Origin of the sequence: Phytohabitans maris (assembly GCF_031085175.1) — a bacterium.
Lineage (GTDB): Bacteria > Actinomycetota > Actinomycetes > Mycobacteriales > Micromonosporaceae > Phytohabitans > Phytohabitans maris.
In genome coordinates, this window is sequence record NZ_JAVHUY010000072.1 from 1 (window position 1) to 21,276 (window position 21,276).

At 69.1% G+C, this 21,276-nt stretch carries 16 protein-coding genes and 1 pseudogene; 10 read left to right on the forward strand and 7 right to left on the reverse strand.

All coding sequences use genetic code 11. The features are described from left to right. Positions 1–468: Scr1 family TA system antitoxin-like transcriptional regulator (locus tag RB614_RS42325; protein WP_308718373.1), on the reverse strand; the 468-nt coding region annotated here is incomplete at its 3' end. 359 nt (positions 469–827) lie between these two features. Here RB614_RS42325 and RB614_RS42330 point away from each other — a divergent pair. Further along, positions 828–2,558 (forward strand): S9 family peptidase, encoded by a 1,731-nt coding sequence (locus tag RB614_RS42330; RefSeq protein WP_308718395.1) that lies wholly within the window; start codon positions 828–830, stop codon positions 2,556–2,558. Here the strand turns inward: RB614_RS42330 and RB614_RS42335 are convergent. Further along, complete coding sequence (locus tag RB614_RS42335) at positions 2,539–3,906, reverse strand: helix-turn-helix domain-containing protein (RefSeq protein WP_308718374.1); 1,368 nt, start codon at positions 3,904–3,906, stop codon at positions 2,539–2,541. The two genes, RB614_RS42330 and RB614_RS42335, sit on opposite strands and share 20 nt — an antisense overlap. 59 nt (positions 3,907–3,965) lie before the next feature. Between RB614_RS42335 and RB614_RS42340 the strand changes: the two genes are divergently transcribed. The 5 genes from RB614_RS42340 to RB614_RS42360 are packed head-to-tail and all read left to right on the forward strand — an operon-like array spanning position 3,966 to position 8,396. Then, entirely contained in the window at positions 3,966–4,985 is a 1,020-nt protein-coding gene (locus tag RB614_RS42340) for a hypothetical protein (protein ID WP_308718375.1), read from the forward strand. Further along, on the forward strand, positions 4,982–5,980 hold the full coding sequence (locus tag RB614_RS42345; RefSeq protein WP_308718376.1) for a thymidylate synthase: 999 nt from the start codon (positions 4,982–4,984) through the stop codon (positions 5,978–5,980). Before RB614_RS42340 ends, RB614_RS42345 begins: the two co-directional genes overlap by 4 nt. After that, a complete protein-coding gene (locus RB614_RS42350; protein ID WP_308718377.1) occupies positions 5,977–6,501 on the forward strand; it encodes a nucleoside-diphosphate kinase in 525 nt (174 codons plus the stop codon). The genes RB614_RS42345 and RB614_RS42350 overlap by 4 nt, the downstream gene beginning before the upstream one ends. Next, positions 6,491–7,735 (forward strand): radical SAM protein, encoded by a 1,245-nt coding sequence (locus RB614_RS42355; protein WP_308718378.1) that lies wholly within the window; start codon positions 6,491–6,493, stop codon positions 7,733–7,735. Before RB614_RS42350 ends, RB614_RS42355 begins: the two co-directional genes overlap by 11 nt. A 43-nt stretch (positions 7,736–7,778) precedes the next feature. Beyond that, the gene (locus RB614_RS42360) at positions 7,779–8,396 is read left to right on the forward strand and encodes a 3'-5' exonuclease (protein ID WP_308718379.1); all 618 of its coding nucleotides are present in this window, start codon (positions 7,779–7,781) and stop codon (positions 8,394–8,396) included. 413 nt (positions 8,397–8,809) lie between these two features. Here the strand turns inward: RB614_RS42360 and RB614_RS42365 are convergent, their stop codons facing one another. Continuing rightward, complete coding sequence (locus RB614_RS42365; RefSeq protein ID WP_308718380.1) at positions 8,810–9,373, reverse strand: GntR family transcriptional regulator; 564 nt, start codon at positions 9,371–9,373, stop codon at positions 8,810–8,812. 823 nt (positions 9,374–10,196) lie between these two features. Here RB614_RS42365 and RB614_RS42370 point away from each other — a divergent pair. From RB614_RS42370 to RB614_RS42385, 4 genes are all read left to right on the forward strand, one after another. Beyond that, on the forward strand, positions 10,197–11,003 hold the full coding sequence (locus tag RB614_RS42370; protein ID WP_308718381.1) for a DUF2637 domain-containing protein: 807 nt from the start codon (positions 10,197–10,199) through the stop codon (positions 11,001–11,003). Between the two features lie 606 nt (positions 11,004–11,609). Then, positions 11,610–12,506: a replication-relaxation family protein gene (locus RB614_RS42375; protein ID WP_308718382.1), complete on the forward strand. Its 897-nt coding sequence runs from the start codon at positions 11,610–11,612 to the stop codon at positions 12,504–12,506. Between the two features lie 118 nt (positions 12,507–12,624). Beyond that, on the forward strand, positions 12,625–13,149 hold the full coding sequence (locus RB614_RS42380; RefSeq protein ID WP_308718383.1) for a hypothetical protein: 525 nt from the start codon (positions 12,625–12,627) through the stop codon (positions 13,147–13,149). A 507-nt stretch (positions 13,150–13,656) separates the two neighbouring features. Further along, a complete protein-coding gene (locus RB614_RS42385) occupies positions 13,657–15,618 on the forward strand; it encodes a recombinase family protein (RefSeq protein ID WP_308718384.1) in 1,962 nt (653 codons plus the stop codon). Between the two features lie 173 nt (positions 15,619–15,791). On the opposite strand, the gene RB614_RS42390 is transcribed toward RB614_RS42385, so the two are convergent. The 4 genes and pseudogenes from RB614_RS42390 to fdh form a co-directional block, all read right to left on the reverse strand. Then, positions 15,792–16,139, reverse strand: a complete 348-nt coding sequence (locus tag RB614_RS42390) for a rhodanese-like domain-containing protein (protein WP_308718396.1) — start codon at positions 16,137–16,139, stop codon at positions 15,792–15,794. Positions 16,140–16,244: 105 nt separating this feature from the next. Continuing rightward, positions 16,245–17,201 carry an NrfD/PsrC family molybdoenzyme membrane anchor subunit gene (gene nrfD / locus RB614_RS42395; RefSeq protein WP_308718385.1) on the reverse strand — a complete coding sequence of 319 codons (957 nt, stop codon included), beginning with the start codon at positions 17,199–17,201 and terminating at the stop codon, positions 16,245–16,247. Then, positions 17,198–18,034 (reverse strand): 4Fe-4S dicluster domain-containing protein, encoded by an 837-nt coding sequence (locus RB614_RS42400; RefSeq protein ID WP_428983221.1) that lies wholly within the window; start codon positions 18,032–18,034, stop codon positions 17,198–17,200. Before RB614_RS42400 ends, nrfD begins: the two co-directional genes overlap by 4 nt. Positions 18,035–18,044: 10 nt before the next feature. After that, positions 18,045–21,275: pseudogene (fdh, locus tag RB614_RS42405) on the reverse strand (formate dehydrogenase); the annotation flags it as partial. Position 21,276: the final 1 nt, after the last annotated feature.

Here is a 21,276-nt window from a genome sequence, read left to right on the forward strand (position 1 = left end):
CATCCCGGTACGCCAGGTCAGTTCCGCCTGCGCCGCCTGCGTTTCGTGTTCGCGGCGGACGACCGCTTCGGCGTATTCGGGTATGCGCAGCAGGTCGGGTATCAACACCGCGTCGTAGCAGCGGATCTCTTCCGCCATCGATTCCAGCCACAAGGCGTCCAGCATCGACACATCCAGTTCGGGGGCGTTGAAATCGCCTTCCCAGGCTGGCAGCCGGAACACGTCCCGTGCCAACCGCAACAGAAAATCGCGTTCGCCCGACTCGTACACGCTGTACAGATCGGCCAACGCCAGAACCTGCGTGTAATGCGCCCGCCATTGCCCGTGCTCCAACAACCGGGCCGCACTAAAATCCACACCCACACACGCCGACACATGCCGCAACGTCAAACCCCGACCCACCCGCAAAACCCGCAACCGCTCACCCAACAACCGCGCCCGCAACGACGGCACAGACGGTTCGTTCATGCTCGGCACCGTCACCTCCCACTCCGGTCGTCGCATATCTGCCGGGCCTCGACCTGGACCAAGCCCCGGGTTCTGCGCTCTCGTTTTGGTTGGGCAGGATCGTCGATGCCCGTCGGAAGCGGCACGTTTGCCGGCGATCCCGCCCGGCACTCATCGCCGCAGCCTGTTGGCGGGTACGGCGGTGAGGTCATGGCGTCCATTCACCCCGGCGTGGTGCACCGGCCGCTAGGCCGTTGGGGCGGACACGCACGCTGTCCGCATCGGGCCGCCATGGCTGCCTGGTCCCGCTTGCCGACGTTCGCGCTGTGATCAGATGGCAGGGTGGGGCATGATCGGGGCGAGGAGGCGGTGTGACACCAATGCTGACCGCTGAGCAGGTGGCCGAGGCCGGCACTTCGTTTGACTGGCTCACCGCGACCGATGGGGTCTTGTACTGGGTGGAATCATCGCCGCAGCTGGGGCGCGCCATCGTGATGAGCTGGCAGCTCGTGCACGGCTCCGCTGCCGTCCGGCGCAGCGACGTCGACGCTGCAAGCGTCGGCAGTAGCCTGCACGCCTACGGCGGTAGGCCCTACGCCGTCGTGCCATCGGGTATCGCCGTGGTGGACGCCTCGAACGGGCAGATCACGGGTGACGCGGTGCGGACCAACACCAAGCACGTCCATGGCGACCTGGACGGATCTGCGGCGGAGTTGCTCGGCGTGCGGGAGGACGACCGCGGGGACGAGTTGGTGAGCATCGGCCTTGCGACGACGGCCTCACGGACTCTGCGGTCGACGGACGGGTTCCTCGCCTCGCCGCGAGCGAAAGCGGATCGACTCGCCTGGGTGCAGTGGGACCGGGATGTGATGCCGTGGGACTCCTGCGAGGTATGGGTCGCTGACTGGCGGCCAGGTGGGCGGCTCGGTGAGCCCGTGCGGGTCGCGGGTGGAACGGGTGAGTCGGCGTTCCAGCCGACGTGGGGACAGGACGGCTCGTTGTACTTCATGTCCGATCGTTCGGGCTGGTGGAACCTGTACCGCTGGCACGACGGCAACGTCGAGCCGGTGGCACCGATGGAGGCGGAGTGTGCGGCAGCGCCATGGGAGTCCGGGTATGCCAACTACGTCTTGCTGCCTGGCGGTCGGATCGGTATGACCGTCCAGCGTGGCCCGCGCCATGGTTTGGTGGTCGTGGAGCCTGGAGGTGAAGTGCGGCCGATCGACGTGCCGTACACCTTCATCAAGCCGTTTCTCGCGGCGGTGGGCGACCGGATCGCGTTGATCTGCGCCTCACCGACCCGCTCGCAGGAGATCGCGCTGGTCGCGACGGACGGCTCCAATGAGGTGGAAGTGATCCGGCGGGCGGCCAGTAAGCAGAGGCCGGTGGCAGTGCCGGAGGTGATTCGCATCGGCTCCGGCGGCGAGGTGACGGTGCTGTTCTATCCGCCAGCGGGCGGGAGCGGTCCAGCGCCGTTGATCGTCAGGGCGCATTCGGGTCCGACGTACGGCATGGACTATCGGCTGGACTGGGAGGTGCAGTTCTTCACCGCGCGAGGGTTCGGTGTCGCCGATGTCGACTACCACGGAAGTACCGGCTACGGACGAGAGTTCCGCACGGCGTTGGACGGTAGGTGGGGAACGGTTGACGTGGAGGACTGCCGCAATACCGCGCTGCACTTGCTCGCGACCGGCCGTGCCAGAGCGGATGCCGTGTTCATCTGCGGTGCCAGCGCCGGCGGCTACACCGCACTACGTGCGGTGCGCGAGGACGGACCGTTCGCGCTCGCCGTGGCCCGCTCGGCGATCGTCGACCCGAACCGGTGGACCACGACCGCTCCCCGGTTCCAACGACCACACGCGACTATCCTGACCCACGACGACGCCAAGATCGTGCCGCAGCAGATCCGGCGGCCGGTGCTGCTCATCCACGGTGACCGCGACGAGATCGCACCGATCGAGGACGCGGTCGAACTGGCCAGCGCGCTGGCCAGCGGGCGGCTGCTGAGGTTGGACGGCGTCGGGCACTACCTGTCCGGTGCTGCCCTCGCCGCAGCCTTGGACGCGGAACTCGGCGCGTATATGAAGGTGCTCAGCGACTGTGCGGAGTGACGAGCGTCGGCAGTCTGGTGTGGACGTACTCGGCTAGGTCTCGCACCTCGGGCAGGTCGGCGTGGGGCTGCAGTTCGGCCATCATGAGGCCAATCCGGTGGGCGCTGCGGAACGATGCGAGGCCGGCGGCGTGGTCGACGGCTCGGCGGCCGACCGCGCAGGCGTGTTCGATCTGGCGGGCGCGGGCCAGCGAAGCGGCGTGCAGCGCAGTGTCGATGGCGAGCCGGCGCGCTCGGCTGGGTTCGAGGAGCGTGACGGCTTGGGTCGCTTCCCGTTGGGCGAGTTCGTGCAGGCCGAGGTCGAAGAAGCAGTGTGCTTTCTCGTCGGCCAGGTCGGCTTCGCCGAAGTACCGGATCCAGGCCGGTTCGTCCTCGGGCTTGCCGCGGGCCAGGTCAGCCTCGACCTGGAGTAGCGCGGCGGCGCAGGCGGCTTCGTCGCCACGCCTGGCATGCGCGCGGGCGAGTACCGCGCGGAAGGTTGCCCGTACGACCGGTGTGATTTGGTGCTCGGTTCCGCGCAGTGCGGCGGCGGCCAAACGGGCGGCCTGATCGGGGTCGCCGCAGTGCAGCGCGAGGTGGGCGAGGCTGACCGCGATCAGGTAACCACCGTAGAGGCGGTCGCCGACGCCGGTCACGATCTCCAGCGCGCGCAGGTAGTGGCGTTGGGCCCGGCCGTCAGCACCGAGGTCGACGGCCTCGTAGCCGGCGAGTTCCAGAAAGCCGGCCGCGACCGCCGGTGCTCGGGCGATCAGCGTGTCGAGGTCGCTGTCGAGGACCGCGGCCAGGTCTGGGTAGGTGTGTCCGGCGCCGTGGACGTGGTCGACGCCGCGCAGTTGACCGAGCTTCTCGGCGGCGGCGCTGGCGATCTCGTCGTCGCCACGGTACCGGCGGGCATCGTGTGTGGAGGCGAGCAGCCAGTCCAGCACCGGTCGATCGGTCGCCTCGGACCGGAATACGGACGATCCCGCAGCGTCTCGGGACAGGCGAAGACGGCGTTCGCGTTCGAGCATTGGCCATAGCCGGCGCAGCGCTCCGCCTGCGGAAAGCGCGTCGTCACAGCGGTTGACCAACTCTTCGGCGGGCATCCGTTCGGCGGCTTCGATTTTGCGGATCAGATCCTTGTGGACGAAGATCAGCTTGCCGAGGTCGGCCTGGGACATGCCGAGGGTCTGGCGCAGCCGGCGTACCTCCGCGCCGAAAAAGTGCAGCACGGATCGTGTCGGCTCCAGTTCTTTCGGGATCTGTCCCATTGTCACCGCTGTCCGAGGTTGCTGCATTGTGGCCTGTGAATGCTGATTGTCAATCAAATCCCGGACGGCCGGCAACGCCCCAAACCACCATGCGGACACGCGGACTGTCCGCATCCGGCCCCTGCCCGGAAGCAGGGTCTGTTGGGTGTCCTCGATGTATGCGAATCGGCTACAGCATGTGGGGCTTCCTCGGCGACGGGATCGCCGACACCCCGGACGGCGCGCGTGCCTACCGCCGCCCGTTCATCGACGGGTTGGTCTCGACAGGGCATGAAGTCGTGCTCCTCCAGATCAACCGCGACCTTTATGAGGCGGGTGAGGACCTGCGTGACCGGTACCGCTGGCACATGGGCTTTCCGGACCTCGATGCGCTGATCTTCGAGTGGCGGTGGCCTTTGCTCGGCCGCAACACCACCCGCTGCGGCAGCGTCGGGCACACCTGCGACCTGCACAGGCAGACTGACCTGTTCGGCCGCTACACGTCAGCCGGCACACCAACGTTGGTGTGGGACCTTGACCGGCAGTTGGCGGCCGACGATCGGTGTCGGCGCCTGCCGAACGTGGTGGTGGGCGAGTTTGCCCTCCAACTCACCCCGGGAGCGGAGGGCCTTTACTGTCCCGTACCCGACGATCTGCTGGACGCGGCGAACCCGAAACGACTCGCGGCGGCCGACCGGCCGACACCGTTGGTATATGTCGGTAACCAGTACGACCGCGACGAGGCGTTCGACCGCTACTTCGCCCCGGCCGCCGCGACGGTCCCACACAGGGTTGCCGGGAAGTGGTCCCGTACAGGGGCGTGGCCCGACGTCACCTTCACCGGCCGCTGCGGCTTCGCCGAGGTCGAGCAGATCCACCGCGCCGCGTTGGCGACAGTGTTGTTGCTGCCGGAGCGGTACGCGGCGGTCGGGCACATGACGTCTCGCTGGTTCGAGGCACTGCTGGCCGGCTGCCTGCCACTGGTGCCGACCGAGATCCACGGCGTGGAGGCCTACGCGCCACCGCAGCTGCGGGTCAACGACGGCCACGAGGTGATCGAGAAACTGGCCTGGCTACGGTCCATCGCCGGCACCACTGAACACGCCGACCTCATCGCCGCATGCCTGGGCTACGTGGAGCCGTTTCGCTGCTCAGCCCAGGTCGCGACCGCCGTTAAGCTCTTGGAGGCGCTGTCGTGATCACCGGACCGACCTTTGCCACCTTCACCGACGCCTACCTGGCGGTGCTCGGCGACATCTACCACCGGCCCAGCTACTCCACATCCACGCGCGGTAAGACAGCGATCGAGGCGATCAACGTCAGCTTCACCATCGCCAATCCGGTCGCCCGGACGCCGTACCTGGCCGCCCGCCGGGCGAACGTCGTGTTCAACCACGCCGAAGCGCTGTGGTACCTGTCCGGCCGCGACGATCTCGACATGATCGCTCACTACGCCTCCCGGCTGCGTGGCCTCTCCACGGACGGGAAGGCGTTGACCGGCACCGCGTACGGGCCACGGCTGTTCGGGCCGTCTGATCTGGACGGGCTCAGCCAGTTTGACCGGGTGCTCAACCTGCTGCGAACCGACCGGGACACCAAGCGCGCCGCGATGCTCGTCATGCGGCCGGACGAGCTGGCCGACCCCGGCAACCCGGACGTGGCCTGCACCCTTGCCCTGCAGTTCATGCTTCGCAGTGGCCGGCTGCACGTCACCGCGTACATGCGTGGCAACGACGCCATGATCGGTCTGCTCGGCGACACCTTCGCGTTTACCTTCATCCAGGAGCTCGCCGCCCGCCTCCTCGGCGTCGAAGTCGGCGCCTACGCCCACCACGTCGGGTCGATGCACATCAACGCACTTAACATTCCGGCGGTCGAAGGCATCCTGGCCGAGCAGACCGTGCACGTCTTCCCGCATGCCGCGATGCCAGCCGGAACCAGCTGGGCGGACCTGGACGCTGTCCTGGACTGGGAGCAGCGACTCCGCTCCAACCAGGACACCTTCTCGCCCGATCGCGTAGACCTCGACGCGTACTGGCGGGAGGTCATCGGTCTGTTTGAGGTGCACCGGCAGATTACCCACTATCCCGACCGGCCGGTCACCACCGACGCCCTTGCCCTGCTCCGTCCCAGCCACCGGTGGCTGATCGAGCAGCGCTGGCCAGCCAGGATGCCGGCGGCGGTGTCGCCATGACCACCACGGTGGATGTGGATTGGACCCGCTGGACCGTCGTGCTGCTCAAACCCGACTGCGTCGCCCGCGGCCTAGTCGAACCGGTGCTCACCTGGGTCAGCACCGAAGTCAGCCTCGTCGATCAGCGCCTCGTAACACCGACCGAGGAGCAGATCTTCGCCCACTACGCCGACCTGCTCACCACCCGCCGTCACCACTTCACCTGGGTCGATGTCGCCGCCGACCTTCGCCGTACCTACGTCGGCCAGCCGGTCGGCATCGCCCTGGGCCACGGTCCCAACGCCGCACCCCGGCTGCGCGATCTGCTCGGCCACTTCGATCCCAGCCATGCCGGGCTACTGACCATCCGTGGCCGCTTCGGCCAGGACTCCCTGCGTAAAGCCCAGGCCGAGGGGCGGCTGATCGCGAACGTCATCCACGCCTCCGACAACCCCGCCGGCGCCAAACGCGAGTTCGGCATCTGGTACGGCGCAACCCTCCGGCATCTGCTCGTCCCCGAAGGAGATTCCCATGGCCGCTGAAGCGCTCGATGTCCGTAGCGGACCCCGAGCCCTGCCGCTCCTGAGCGACCAGGCCAGGGCCCAGCTCGACCCGTACATGGCGTTGATCGTCGGCTACCGCAAGTCCGGACTCAGCCTGAACCACATCATCGGTTGCCCGCTCGACTGCGGTTACTGCGTGCGCCACTTCTGGGGCAACTTCGACGTCAAGATCCCTCACCTGCTCTGCAACACCCACGAGGCGATCGAGCAGTTGGTCAACCACCACGCGTTCCAGCCGCACATCACGCCGATCCAGCTGTTCAACAAGGCCACCGACCCATTCCTGCCCGGCGTCAAGCCGCACCTGTTCCAGGTCCTGCACGCCCTCGACCAACGCGGGTACACCAACCACGTTCTGATCATCACCAGGTTCAAGGTCACCGCCGCGGACATGGCCGAGCTGGAGACACTGCGACACCCGCGGGTCACACTGCTGTTCACGTACTCCGGCATCACCGATCCACGCGTCGAGCCGATCGCCAGGAGCGAGATCACCGTCAACTCGATCCGTACCGCGGCGGCGCGAAAGAAACGGACCGGCGTGGTGCTCTACTGGCGGCCGATCGTGCCGGGATGGAACGACGCCCCCGACACCATGGCTGCCGTGCTCGACGTCGGCCGGGATGTCGACGCGATCGTGTTCACCGGCTACTACCACAAGCCCGAGAACGCCGGCTACCTGCGCGAACGCGGCATTGACGTACCCTACGCGGAGGACTACGCGCGCCGGAAGGTGATGCCCGCCGAGCTGGACGCTCGGGTCGTCGCGGCGTGGCGCGCGTCCGGCGTCCCCACGCCGCTGTTCCGCAAGACCTCCTGCGGGGTTGCCTTCGCCCACGACGCGCCGGACTACAACGGACACTGGGGCGTCCGCGAACTCTGCGACATCTGCCCGGCCGCCCAGCAGCGGCGCTGCATGGATGACTACCGCGAGCCCACCCCGGCTGATATGGACGCCGTACTCGCCCAACTCGGCTACACCACCGACTACGTCATCGACGACGGGCACGTCTGGACCCACGGGCTCGGTGAGCAACGCCGGTACGCGATCCAGCACACATTGCGGCACCAGATCTGGGAGCTCGACCAGCCGCACTACCTCCACGCTCACGGCCGCTCCCTGCACGGCCACATCCCCGACGCCAACCAGGTCGCTGCCCTCGCCGACGTCCGCGCCACGTTCGAGGACGCAGCGCGGTACGAAGACGACTGAGTACAGACGTGGCAAGTGGCAGACTCGGGCCGGAGGTGAACAGGTGGAGCTAGTCGCGATCGACCTGGAAGGCAGCGGTGCACAAGACCGCGCCAACGAGGCCATCCTTGAGATCGCCCTCGTCCCCATCGTGGACGGCCGGCCCGATATGGGCGCCGCCTACTGCACCCTCATCAACCCCGGACGGTCGATCCCGCGGCGGCCGTGGATCTCGCCCGGCCTCACCGATTCGGTACTGCGCGACGCCCCAACGCTCGCCGAGGTCGAGCCTGAGCTAGCGCCGCGGATAAACGGCAAGCACCTCGTCGGCCACAACGTCGGAGTCGACTGGCGACTACTTCGCCGCCACTGCCCCAGTGTTACGCCCGCCGGCCTGATCGACACGCTGCGCCTTGCACGACAACTGGATCACGGAATTGGACGGAGCCTCACTTCGGTGATCGATCACTTCGCTCTCGCGAGCGATGTTGATCAGCTCGCTCCCGATAGTGCCCCTCACCGTGCACTCTGGGACACAGTGGCAGTCGCACTGCTGCTGCCCGTCTTGTCACGTGCTATTCATGACCCCGGCGTCCGCCCTGGAGACCTGGTCGAAGCGGCACACACCCCCGCGATTGATCCTCACAGCACGCCGCAATCGCAACCCAGCCTCTTCGACTGAAACCACGATGCGAGCTTGGGCGTGCCGGAACGTCAACATAGAGGAGCCACGGATACGGGCGACCCCGATGCCGGTCGCTGAGGCCGGGCTCCTGCGCACGGCGTGGCTCGCGTTTGCCCCCGGCCCGGCACGTCCGCTTGCCGCGCAGCCTCGCCCTGTTGACGCAGCTCACCCGCGACCTTCGCCGCCGTAAACGCAACCAGACGATGGGGTGCGTCACCGGCTGGCGGCTCGTCGCCCCGCCGGTCGACGCGGCTCGCAGGTCTGGCCGCCAGACCGCTGGCGGGTCTCGGCGCTGCCGTGAGCGGCCTTTCAGGGACGCCGGCAGGGCCGAGCCGCTCGCGGGGATCCTGTCGGCTCAAACCCCCTTGGCGGCCCTACGCGCGGCTGCGACCAAGGGCGGGTGTCGATGGTTACGGGTTGGTCTTGCGCTTGCGGCGTGGTGTCGGGGCCGGGGGATCGGGCGCCTCGGCCGCCGGTGGTTCGACGCTGGTGTCGGCTTCGTACTTGGCGATCGCGGTGGCGAGGTCGCGGTTGGCGGCCTTGAGCGCGGCGAGTTCGGCGGTGGCGGCGTTCATCGCGGGGACGTCTTTGGCCATCATGGCGTCGACGATCCGGCCGGCGATCTCGTTTTGGTGGAGCAGGAACTGGGCGACGCGGCGGTTGAGGTCGGGGTCGTCGAGGATGAGCAACCTCGCGCCTGAGATGGGCGCGCCGCGGGCCTCGGCGTCGAGGCGTTCGGCGGCCAGGGGGTGCACGAAGGTGCCTTTGCCGACGACGGCGTAGGTCAGGCCGCGTTGCTGGAGCTCGCGTAGCGCCCGTTGGGCGGTCATGGAGGCCACGCCGTAGCTTTCGGCCATCTTGCGGGCAGTGGGCAGCACTTCGCCACCCTGGAGTCGGCGGGTGCGGATCTGGTCGACGATGTCGTCGACGACCCGGACGAACAAGGTGCGCTTGTCGTCAACGTCGTGAGCCACATACCCATCCTAGCCATCTTGTCCTGGTTAGGTTTCACAAGTTACCCAAGATTCTTCTGCCGCGCCTCTTGACTTGATCACAAGTGTCACGTGAAACTTAGGAAACCTAGGCAGGAAGATACGAGGAGGGTCGCAGTAAGTCAAGCAAGCACGATCGGTGCCGTCACTCATCGTGGTCACGCTCGCACGGCTTCGGTGGAGTGTCCCCGTTGGGATCGCAGCACCGAGCCTGTCGCCCGGTACGCCCCTGGTCGTACTCGTCAGTTGACAACTCCACAGTGGACTTGAATGAGCTTGAACGAGAGGTCCAACCTTGCCAGCCAGTCAGGGCTTGATCTGGCCAGATTCTCTGCCTGCGGCCGTCGATCTCACGGGATCGGTCGCTTTCGGATAAGGAGGAGCCCGGTCTCGCCCGAACACCCGATACCCGCGATGCCAAGGCCCGCTGCGGCGTGCCCGGCCCGCGTCGTTGCTTCAAGCGTCTGCGCCGGCCGGGCGGCGCGGCATTTGCCAGTTCTATCGAGGAGGACACCAACCATGATGATCTTCGAATTGGACACTCTCGTGCGGGCCGGGCAGGATACCTCTGCTGTCTGTCAGCCCGCCCCATCCGGCGGCGATCGGTGTCTGTCACGGTCTGTCACACTGCGCGCCGCTGCCGTCCGTCCGAGCCGGTGCAGGGCTGAGGCGGCAGTCCGACCCGGTGCGCCCGGGTCCGGGGCCGCCGTGCCTCACCCGACTGCCGTGTGGGGCGCCGTTGACGGCGCCTGAGGCTGTGTCGGCTTCGGCTCGTGTGGACCGTGCCACACGGGTGGAAGGCGTCGTGCAGATCGTCATCATGCTGGCGATCGGCGTGGCGGCCGGCGCGGCGAGCTTTACCCACGTGCACAACGTGGCCGCGGCGCATGGCCAGGGCGGCTGGCTGGCTTGGGCCGATGCGATCGTGTTGGAGCTGATGTCGATCGCCAGTGGGCTGGAGCTGCGCCGGCGTAAGCGGGTCGGCAAGCCGGTGTGGTTTCCCGCCGCGGTGCTCGTGGTGGCGGTGGTGCTGTCGCTGGCCGCGCAGGTCGTCGAGGCCGAGCGGTCGGTGATCGGCTGGATCGCCGCCGCGCTGCCGGCGGCGGGGTTCCTGGCCATGGTGAAGATCGCGCTCGGCCGGACCGCGGCCACCGGGCCGGCAGCACCTGACGCCGACGCCAGTTGGCGGGCGGGACGGCCGTCCGGGACGGCCGGGGACGGTCCTGGACGGGCCACGGACGACCGATCCCAGCCGTCCACCGCCGCTGCTGCCAAAGACACCACCGCCTCGGCGGAGGCGGACGCCGGCGAGGAGGAGGAATACGTGCGTGCGCTGGTCCCCGCCGCGCTGGCGGCCAGCGCCGAGTTGGCCGGGCAGGGCCGGCCGTTGTCCCGGGAGGCCCTGGCGGACACCCTGCGCCGCCGCGGCCACGCCATGTCGAACGCGCGGGCCTCGGCGCTGGTGAAGCTGGTCAAGCAGCACGCCCGCGTCGCCGAACGCACAGCGACGCCACCGTCCACAGCAGACGAGCAGGACGGCGGCGAACTCGGTGACGTCGAGGCGGGCGAGCCGGCCAGACCCGGCGGGCTGGGCAGCCGTGGTCCGCCGTAGCGGCCACGCCCCACCCCGGGGCGGACGGCACCACTGCCCGCCACCACTTGACGATCCGGCACGGCGACCCTGGATGCCAGGGCACAGCATCTGTCCACAAAGGAGAACCAGCTATCATGTCTATAAACGCATCGCTTCCCGCCGAGGCGCGGGAGTGTAACTCGCGCACCCAACTGGAATCGATGGTTGGGTGGCTGGTTGGATCTGTCAGCGTCTGTCAGCCCAACACCGCCGCCCAACAGCACCGCACACAGATCTATGCTCCAGTGACGGGTCCGGCCGCCGCCAGGCGGTGTCTGTCCGACAGCGGTGCGAGTCTGTCCACGGTGTCCAGCCGTCGGCATGGCCCATCTGGTGTGACCGACGTCCGCACCCGGGCGCTGTCAGCCCGACCGCGTCCGCCATGTTCCGATCTCAGGGCCGGTCCCGGTCGGGCCGGCCGGTTGGGTGCAGGTCCAGGTGGCCGTGTCGGTGCCGGTCTTGACACCGGCACCGAAACCGACACCCACGCGCACCCAACATTGCAGGTCAGCGGCCCTATCCGGTGGGGCCGGGCCGCTCCGACAGACCCCTGTCTGGGGGTCTCCGGTGGGGGTGGTGACGCTTATGGCGGTACGTGACGACCATCGGCTGCTCGCCGCGCAGGCGGCCCTGACCGGGCGGGACCTGCGCCTGCTCGGCTGGCTGTACGACCACGGCGTGCTCACCACCGAGCAGATCGCCGCCGCGCTGTTCAGTTCGCTGGATATCTGTCAACGGCGGCTTCTCAAACTCGTCCGCCTCGGTGTGCTGGCTCGGTTCCGGCCGCAACGCTGGGAAGGCGGCTCATACCCGTACCACTACGTACTGGACCAACTTGGCGTCGACGTCGTTGCCGCGCAACGCGGCGACGAATTGCCCCGTCGAGACCAGGCCCGCAAGCGGCGCCACCACCTGACCTCGCGGGCGAACCTGCCTCACTTGCTGGGCACCAACCAGTTCTTCATCGACCTGGCCGCCCACCAACGCACCCACCCCGGCAGCGCGCTGCTGCGGTGGTGGCCAGCGGTGGCCTTCCACGCCAAGGGAGCCTTCTACCGTAACGGCGACAACCCGAACATCATGCTGATCAAAGCGGTCCCGCGTCCGGACGGACACGGGATCTGGGCCGAGGACGGCCGGCAGGTGCCATTCCTGCTGGAACTGGATCTCGGCACCGAACCGCTCGGCGTCCTGGCCGACAAGGTCCGCGGCTACGACCTACTCGCCTCCATGACGAACTGGCGCTGGCCGGTGCTGTTCTGGCTGCCGTCCACCCGCCGGGAACTCAACCTGCACCACACGCTCGCCGACCTCGGCGAGCTCCGCGCCGTCGTCGCCACCGCCGCCGCCGACCACACCGCCCGCACCGGGCAGACGCCGGCCCAGCGGGTGTGGTGGCTGCACCGCCACGACGGCGAACGGCTGCCACTCGCCCAGCTGCCCTACCACGACGCCGACGACGACCTCGAGGAGGAACCGTGACCGCCGTCCGGACACCCGCCTGGCCAGGGTGCCGGGCGCCGGGCCGAGGAAACCAAACGACCACGCCGGCACCGTCGCACCGGCCGGCCCAGCCCAGATGGAAGGAGGTGAATACCCAATGAACACACCAACCCAGCAGACGGCCACCGGATCGCCCGAGGCGACCTGGTTCGCCAGCGAGTGGCTGCGTTCGACGACCGTGCGGGCGGTCAGGACCGCCCCGATCATCGCGATGCTCCAGGAACTGCTGCGCGTGCTGCGCGACGAGCAGATCCCGGACGACGAGGCATACACGAGCCTGCGCCGAGCCGTACGGTTGCTCGCCGTTCTGGACGCCGAGACCGGCACCCGCAAGACCCGCGAGCGGGTCGAGTACCCCGGCGATCGCATCTATGTCCCGACGCCGGAGGACGTCGCCCGCTCGGCCGACTCGAACCGGTTCGCAATCCATTGGCTACGCGGCTCGCCGCACGCCGCAATCCGCACCACGCCGATCATCAAGGTCATCGAGGAACTGCTGGACACCCTGCTCGACCAGTTCACACCGGCACAGGACGTCCAGACCAGCCTGCACCGGGCGGTACGCCTGCTCACCGTCTTCACCACCGACGGCCAGCGCAACCGCCCACACCCCACCAAGTGACCACACCGTGCGCGCCGACCAGCGCGTACACCAGCACCAAGGATGGCGAGCAGCCGAACCCGCGTCGGTAGCTGACCTTTCCCACCCAGCACCGGCCACGGTGAGTCCCGCCTCGGACCCAGCGACACCCGGTATCCGAGGCGGGCTCACCACCGCCGGCCCAACATCAACGCAGCAAATACGCGCTCACAGCAGAAACGACACAGGAAAGGAGTCACATCGTGGACCAGAACCTATTCGCAATGTCCTCAAACATTCAACTCATGACAGGCAGAAAATGGCAGCACGGCCAATCAATGAACCCGCGAATTCACGGTACGATGATGATACCGGTGGGGGTGAACTGCAAAACATCCCCACAGTTGCACCCGACACCCGACCCGCCGTAAAACGTAGGAGGCGGGCGGTACCTGACGCGGAGTTGACACTTGAGGTCAGCTACGTGTCCGGGCCAGAGGCGAAAAGCCTGGCCCGCACCCAATACGAAGCGATTTGGGAGGTGTTGGAATGGCTGCACACCAACCAGCCACCCCACCAGCAGGCGGCCTGACCGCCGCCGGGACCGTCGGTCCCGGCGGCGCCGGCCCCGCCTCACCCTGGACAGCGATCTCCAAACTGTCCGGCCTCGACACCGTCGCCGTCGCCGGTCTGCTCCGCGTCTCCCAGGAACAACTGCAGGACGTACGCGGGTCACTGATCCGGCAAGTCGACAACATCACCCGAGCCCTGCCCGCCGGCTGGCACGTCGCCGCCTGGTTCATCGACATCGAATCCGGCCGACTCGAATTCGACGAACGCGGCCACGGCACCGGCCACCTGAACATCGTCCTCCCGGTCGAGCGGGACGGCGGCCTACCCGAACTATTAGAAGAAGCCAAACAGCGGACTTGTCGCTTCAGTGCGGTCGTCGCCGAAAACGCCGAACGACTCGCCCGCTACACCTACTACGGCACCAAAGTCGAACACGAACTCGGCAAACACGGCATCGAATTGTTCGCCGCCGACGAAGGCATCCAACTCGACGGCAAAAAAGCCGCCAAAGTACTCATGCGGCGGATGAAACAAGCCATCGGCGAATTCCACGCCATCAACGTCATGGAACAAGCCTGGGAAGGAACGAAAGTGCACACCCAGGAGGGCTACAACATCGGCCGCGTCCCCTACGGCTACACCGCCATCAAAGAACCCCACCCCGCCCCCGCCCGCCGATCACGTGGACTCACCCGAACCCGCCTCGCGGTCGACCCGGTCCGCGGACCCGTCATCACCCAAATCTTCCACTGGCGGGTCATCGACAGGTACACCTACCGGCAGATCGCCAAACAACTCAACGCCGACCCCAACCTGTACCCGCCACCCGACCCCCGCTACCACGGCAAACCGGTCGGCGTCGGACAGTGGACGATCACCAACGTGCGGGTCATGCTGCAAAACCCGAAGTACACCGGGCACATGGTGTGGAACCGCACCACCAGCCGCGTCGGCGTCACCGTCCGCCGCAAGAAGACCCACCGACCCAACCCCGTCGAGCAGTGGGTCTGGTCGCAGCAGCCCACCCACCCGCCACTGATCACCCTCAACATGTACCGGCAGGCGCAGAAGATGAGCAGCGACCACCAAGGCTCCCGCACCACCGGGAGCGCCAACTCCCACCCCGCCACCCAGCACACCTACCTCTACCGCGGGCTGCTGCGCTGCGGCTACTGCGGATGGCGGATGCACGGCACCCACGCCAACGGCCTCATCTACTACAAATGCCGCGGACCCCGTAACAGCGCCGGCAAACCCCGCAACCCCGAACACCCGGCCACCCTCTGCATCCGCGAAGACGCCCTCACCCCGGCCATCGCGAACCTCATCGCCACCCGCATCTTCGGACCGGAACGGCAAACCCACCTCCACCACCAGCACGTCGACCTACCCCGCGAACGGGCCGAACAACACGCCCGCGCGATAGACACAGCCCGCCGCACCGTCGAGAACCTCACCAACCGGCAACACAACCTGATGACCGAACTCGAACAAACCCCCGCCGAGGACCACCCCTACCGGGCCGGGATCCGTGCCCGGTACCGCGAACTCGACCAACAACGCACCCAAGCCGAAGCCAACCTCGCCGAACTCGTCGCCACCCAGCCCGTCATCGACGAGGGCACGCCTGAACTCCTCGCCGCGATGCCCTACGCGAGCGCCAACCTCGCCGCCGTCCCCGCCGCAATCCAGCGCAGGCTATTCGACGCGCTCAAGCTCACCGTCCGCATCGACAGCCCACGACGGGCACACGTCCACATCACCCTCACCACCGACACACCCCACACCGCCGCCGAGGTCGTCGCCGACATCGAACCCGACGCCGCCCACAACCCCGACACGACACCACCACCGCCCTCGGGCGGAACCATGCCCAACGATCATGAAATCACGGCAACCAAACATGGGAATGCGTTGCCGTCCCGGATACCGCCCTAACTCTCCAAGATCTGCACGACGGCGGATCGGACACCAGGGCGGCGTCGCGAAGCGACGACCGCCGCGGCCCGGACCGGGTCCGGCAAACCCCGCGCGGGCCTGGCAGCGGAGGGCGGGAAGTCGGCGAGCGCCAGCGAGCCGCCGCCCGGAGCGGTGCCCGCGGGAAAGGCCCTTCAGATCCGGACGTCGGCGGGTCCGGAGGTCAGCGGGAGCCCGGCGCGTTGCCACTCCTCGACGCCGCCGATCATGTCGGTGGTGCGCCAGAGGCCAAGGGTCCGCAGGCTTTCCGCGGCCAGGCTGGAGCTGTAGCCCTGGCGGCAGATGACCACGATCTCCACGTCGTGGTCGGCGGCCTCGGGGATGCGGTCGGCGCTGAGCGGGTCCAGGCGCCACTCCAGGACCGTCCGGTCGATCACCAGCGCACCGGGGATCTCGCCCTGTTCCCGCCGCTGGCGTTCGGTGCGCGTGTCGACGATCAGCGCGCCCCGCCGGCCGGCCGCGAGTGTCTCCTTTGGAGTCATCCGGCGTACGCCGGCGCGGGTCTTGGCGAGAAGGTGCTCTATCCCGCGGCCCGGTAGCGTTTCCACCGCTCCAGTCTGCGGATGCGCCCCTTTCCCCGCAGCGAATCAGCCCAAATGCGGCGAACTCGGTCCTCGCTGGTCGCGGCGTTCCCGCTGCGGGGTGACCGTGTACTTTGGGTCGGTCGCCGAGGCGACGCCGGCCTCGTAGATGGCGAAGCGGGTCGCGACCGAGGCGGCCAGCAGCGCTACGCCGGACAGCGCCGCGACGATCCGGCTGCGCCGGCCGAGCACCGCGCCGGCCATGCCGGCGGCGCCGAGCACGCGGCCGGCGCGCAGCAGGCGGCCGGCCCGCCCGTTCCGGTATGGCTCGCTGAGCAGGTCCAGCCGGCGTTCGAGGGTGCGCGTGCCGGCCAGCTCCAGGGCCATCCCGGCGAGGGCGAGCCGGCGGGCCGGCTCCGCCTCGGCCAGCGGCGCCGCGATCAGCGCGACGCCGGCTGCGCTGGCCAGTGCGCTGCCGCCGAAGAGGCGCGGCAGGTGGGGGTACGCCTCGTGCCAGGAGGGTACGGCGGTGTCGGCGAGCAGCACGCCCGTGTAGGTCGCGAGGGCGGGTGCCAGGCCGGCGGCGGCGAGCCCGGCGACCCGGCCGGCCGGTGGCAACAGCGTGCCGAGCGTTCCCAGCGGGCCGCGACGGGGCAGCCGGGACGCGAACTCGCCGGCCGCCGCCACCCCGGACGCCGTGCCGAACGCCGTGATGACCCAGGTGCCCACCGACAGCGGCGAGGTCGGCTTGGCCACCCGCAGAAGGTGATGGAAGCGGTCCGGCCGGCCGAGATCGCTGACCAGCAGGCAGATGCTCGCGCCGACGGCGCCGGCCGCGGTGACCCGGCCGGTGCGGCGCAGCACCGGGCGCCCGGTCAGGTCCGCGCCGGCCGCCAGGAGCGCCGCGCCGGCGGCGAGGCCACCGGTGAACAGGTACGTCGGGATCGCCCGCCCCCACACGGGTGCCTTGATGACCGGGCGGCCGTAGTACGACGCGGACCCGGAGGGCGCCGGCTCGCTCATGACCGCCGTCCGGGGGACGAGCACCCGGCGAACGCGGCGGCCACGGCGGCGACGACGGTGAGCGCGGCCAGCCCCGCCCGCCGCCACATCCGGGGCAGGTCGCGGGTGGTGACGACCGGGTCCGGCGGCAGGCCGTACACCTCGGGCTCGTCGAGGAGCAGGAAGAACGCGCCGTCGCCGCCGACGCCGTCGCCCGGGTCGTGGCCGTAGAGCCGCGCCTCCGGTACACCGTCGGAGTGCAGCCGTTCGATCCGGCGCTCGGCCCGCTCGCGCAGCTCGTCCAGGGGTCCGAACTGGATCGACTCGGTCGGGCAGGCCTGGGCGCAGGCGGGCGTCTTCCCCACGCCGACGCGGTCGTAGCAGAGCGTGCACTTCCACGCCCGGCCGTCGCCCTCGCGCTGGTCGACCACGCCGTACGGGCAGGCCGGGATGCAGTACCCGCAGCCGTTGCAGATGTCCTCCTGGATCACGACGGTGCCGAACTCGGTGCGGAACAGCGCCCCGGTCGGGCAGACGTCGAGGCAGGCGGCGTGCGTGCAGTGCTTGCAGACGTCCGACATCATCAGCCAGCGGAAGTCGGGCCGCCGCTGTTCGACGAAGGCGACGTGGCGCCAGGAGTTGGCGGTGAGCGCACCGGTGTTGTCGAACGACGTGCCGAGCAGGTCGAGCCCGGTCGCCGGCACCTCGTTCCACTCCTTGCAGGCCACCTCGCACGCCTTGCAGCCGATGCAGACGCTGGTGTCGGTGAAGAACCCCATCCGGGGCGGCGGATCGGGATAGCCGGCGTCCGGGGCCGGATCGAGCGGACCGGAGAGGCTCGTCGTACCGTCCAATGCTTCAGTCCTTCCGGTCCGTGCCGGTCGTCATACCGGCCCGCCGCTGGTACTCGGCGACGTAGTCGCGCAGTGCCGGACCGGTGGGCCGCCGACCGGGCCGGATGTCGCAGGTGCCGACCTTGTTCTCCTGGATCAGGACGTTCGGGTCGAGGACGATCCCGAACAGGTCGTTGGCCGAGTCGCCCCGGGTCAGCCCCTGACCGCCCCAGTGGTACGGCAGCCAGATCTGGTGCAGCGGCCGGCCGTCGACCCGGAGCGGCCTGATCCGTTCGGTGACCATCACCCGCGCCTCGATCGCCGAGCGCAGCGTGACCAGGTGGGCCCAGCCGAGGTGGTGCAGCCCGCGTTCGGCCGCGAGCTCCGGCGAGACCTCGACGAACATCTCCGGCTGCAGCTCGGCCAGGTACCGCACCGTGCGGCTCATCCCGCCGGCGGTGTGGTGCTCGGTGAGCCGGCCGATGACGAAGACGTACGGGAACACGTCGCTGTGCGGGTCGGGCGGGCTGGGGTTGAGCCGGTTGTCCGGGCGCCGGTACGCCCGGCGGGCCGGGTTGGCCTGCTGGCCGTAGAGCGGGTTGCGGACCGGCGACTCGGCCGGCTCGTAGTGCGTCGGCAGCGGCCCGTCGACCAGCCCGGTCGGCACGTACAGCCAGGCCTTCCCGTCGGCCTGCATGATGAACGCGTCGTCCCCGGCGAGCGCCGCCGGTCCGGTCGCGCCGTCCGGCGCCTGGTACGTCGGGTGCTTGGTCGGCTCGAAGTCGGGCACGTCCGGCCCGGTCCACGCGCCGCGCTGCTCGTCCCACCGGACGTACGCCTTGCGCTCGCTCCACGGCCGGCCCTGGGGATCGGCCGAGGCCCGGTTGTAGAGGATGCGGCGGTTCAACGGCCACGCCCAGCCCCACTCCGGGGCCACCCAGCTCTGCTCGCTGCCCGGCTTGCGGCGCGCGGCCTGGTTGACGCCGCCGGCGTAGACGCCGGTGTAGATCCAGCAGCCGACCGCGGTCGATCCGTCGTCGCGGGCCTCGGTGTACGACGACAGCGGCTGGCCGGTGTCCACGTGGTACCCGTTGATCTCCTTGAGGACGGCCTCGGCGCTCGGCTCGTCCTGGGCACCGCGCACCGGGTAGTCCCAGGTCAGGTCGAGCACCGCGCGGTCGCGCGCCCGGTCGGAGCCGGCCAGCTTCTGCCGCACGAGCCGCCCGAGGTGGTAGAAGAACCACAGTTCGGAGCGGGAGTCGCCGGGCGGTTCGACGGCCTTCTCCCGCCACTGGAGCAGCCGCTGGGTCTGGGTGAAGGTGCCTTCCTTCTCCACGTGCGAGGCGGCCGGGAGGAAGAACACCTCGGTGCGGCACCGGTCCGGCGTCATCTCGCCGGTGGCCACCTCGGGGCCGTCCTTCCAGAAGGTGGCGCTTTCGGTCAGGAAGAAGTCGCGGACCACCAGCCAGTCCAGGTTGGCCATGCCGAGCCGCTGGGCCCGGCCGTGCGCCGACCCGACCGCCGGATTCTGGCCGAGCAGGAAGTACCCCTTCACCTTGCCGTCGATCATGTTCAGGGTGGTCTGGTAGGTGCCGTGGTCGCCGGTCATCCGGGGCAGGTAGTCGTAGCGGTAGTCGTTGTCGGCGGTGGCCGCCGCGCCCCAGTACGCCTTGAGCAGGCTGGTCGCGTAGCCGCGCGCGTTGGACCAGAAGCCCTTCTGGTCGGGGTGGCGCATGCCGTCGACCCACTCGTCGAACGTGGGGTGCTGCGCGTGGTGCGGCATCGGCAGGTAGCCGGGCAGCAGGTTGAAGAGCGTCGGCACGTCGGTGGAGCCCTGGATGCTCGCGTGGCCACGCAGGGCCAGGATGCCGCCGCCGGGCCGGCCGATGTTGCCCAGCAGCAGCTGGATGATGGCGGCGGTCCGGATGTACTGCACGCCGACGGTGTGCTGCGTCCAGCCGACGGAGTAGGCGAGCGCCGTGGTCCGCTCCCGCCCGGAGTTGCGGGTCCACGCCTCGCACACCTCCTGGAACGCCGCCCGCGGGACCCCGCAGACCCGTTCGACCATCTCCGGCGTGTACCGGGCGAAGTGGCGCTTCAGGATCTGGTAGACGCAGCGCGGGTGCTGGAGCGTCTCGTCGCGGTGTACTCCGGCGGAGATCGGCGCCCCGTGCGACTCGTGCCGCAGCGGACCGGCGGTCGCCCGCTGGGAGTCGGTGTCCGCCCCGCCGGCGCTGATCTCCGGCTGACCCGCGTACTGCCAGGTCGTCGGGGCGTAGGCGTGCCGGTCCGGCTCGTAGCCGGAGAAGAGCCCGTCGACGTCCTCGGCGTCCACGAAGTCGTCGTTGACGATCGTGGCCGCGTTCGTGTACGCCACCACGTACTCGCGGAAGTCGAGCCCGCCCGCGAGGATGTAGTTGACGATCCCGCCGAGGAACGCGATGTCGGTGCCGGACCGGATCGGCACGTAGCTGCTCGCCATCGCGCTCGTCCGGGTAAAGCGCGGGTCGACGTGGATGACGGTGGCGCCGCGGTTCTTCGCCTCCATGACCCACTGAAACCCGACCGGGTGGCATTCGGCCATGTTCGAGCCCTGGATGACGATGCAGTCGGCGTTCGCCAGGTCCTGCTGGAACGTCGTGGCCCCGCCGCGACCGAAGCTGGTCCCCAGACCGGGGACGGTGGCGGAGTGTCAAATCCGGGCCTGGTTTTCGATCTGCAGCGCGCCCAACGCCGTGAAGAGCTTCTTGATCAGGTAGTTCTCTTCGTTGTCGAGCGTGGCGCCACCGAGGCTGGCGACGCCGAGCGTGCGGTGCAGCGGGCGCCCCTGCGCGTCGACGTCCTCCCAGGTCGCGTCGCGGGCGGCGACGACCCGGTCGGCGATCATGTCCATCGCGGTGGCGAGGTCGAGCTCCTCCCACTCGGTGCCGTACGGCCGGCGGTACCGGACCTTCTGCTGCCGCAGCTCGCTGGTGACGAGGTTTTTGCTCGCCGCGCCCTTCGGGCAGAGCCGGCCGCGGGAGATCGGGCTGTCCGGGTCGCCCTCGATCTGGCTGACCTGCCCGTCCTTCACGTAGACGCGCTGGCCGCAGCCGACCGCGCAGTACGGGCAGACCGATCGGGCCACCGAGTCCGCCGTCTCGGTCCGGGCTGTGAGCCGGCTCGACCCCGCCGACTTCGCCGCGGCGCCGCGCCCGAGCGGGTCGGTGCCGGTGAGCTGCCGGTAGACCGGCCAGCTCGCGATCCAGGTGCGGACGCCCACG

What these genes read in the sequence shown, in the direction of transcription:
- RB614_RS42330 (WP_308718395.1), top strand. Translation starts at nt 828, where the DNA reads ATGCTGACCGCTGAGCAGGTGGCCGAGGCCGGCACTTCGTTTGACTGG.
- RB614_RS42340 (WP_308718375.1), top strand. Translation starts at nt 3,966, where the DNA reads ATGCGAATCGGCTACAGCATGTGGGGCTTCCTCGGCGACGGGATCGCC.
- RB614_RS42350 (WP_308718377.1), top strand. Translation starts at nt 5,977, where the DNA reads ATGACCACCACGGTGGATGTGGATTGGACCCGCTGGACCGTCGTGCTG.
- RB614_RS42355 (WP_308718378.1), top strand. Translation starts at nt 6,491, where the DNA reads ATGGCCGCTGAAGCGCTCGATGTCCGTAGCGGACCCCGAGCCCTGCCG.
- RB614_RS42375 (WP_308718382.1), top strand. Translation starts at nt 11,610, where the DNA reads ATGGCGGTACGTGACGACCATCGGCTGCTCGCCGCGCAGGCGGCCCTG.
- RB614_RS42380 (WP_308718383.1), top strand. Translation starts at nt 12,625, where the DNA reads ATGAACACACCAACCCAGCAGACGGCCACCGGATCGCCCGAGGCGACC.
- RB614_RS42385 (WP_308718384.1), top strand. Translation starts at nt 13,657, where the DNA reads ATGGCTGCACACCAACCAGCCACCCCACCAGCAGGCGGCCTGACCGCC.
- RB614_RS42390 (WP_308718396.1), bottom strand. Translation starts at nt 16,139, where the DNA reads ATGACTCCAAAGGAGACACTCGCGGCCGGCCGGCGGGGCGCGCTGATC.
- nrfD (WP_308718385.1), bottom strand. Translation starts at nt 17,201, where the DNA reads ATGAGCGAGCCGGCGCCCTCCGGGTCCGCGTCGTACTACGGCCGCCCG.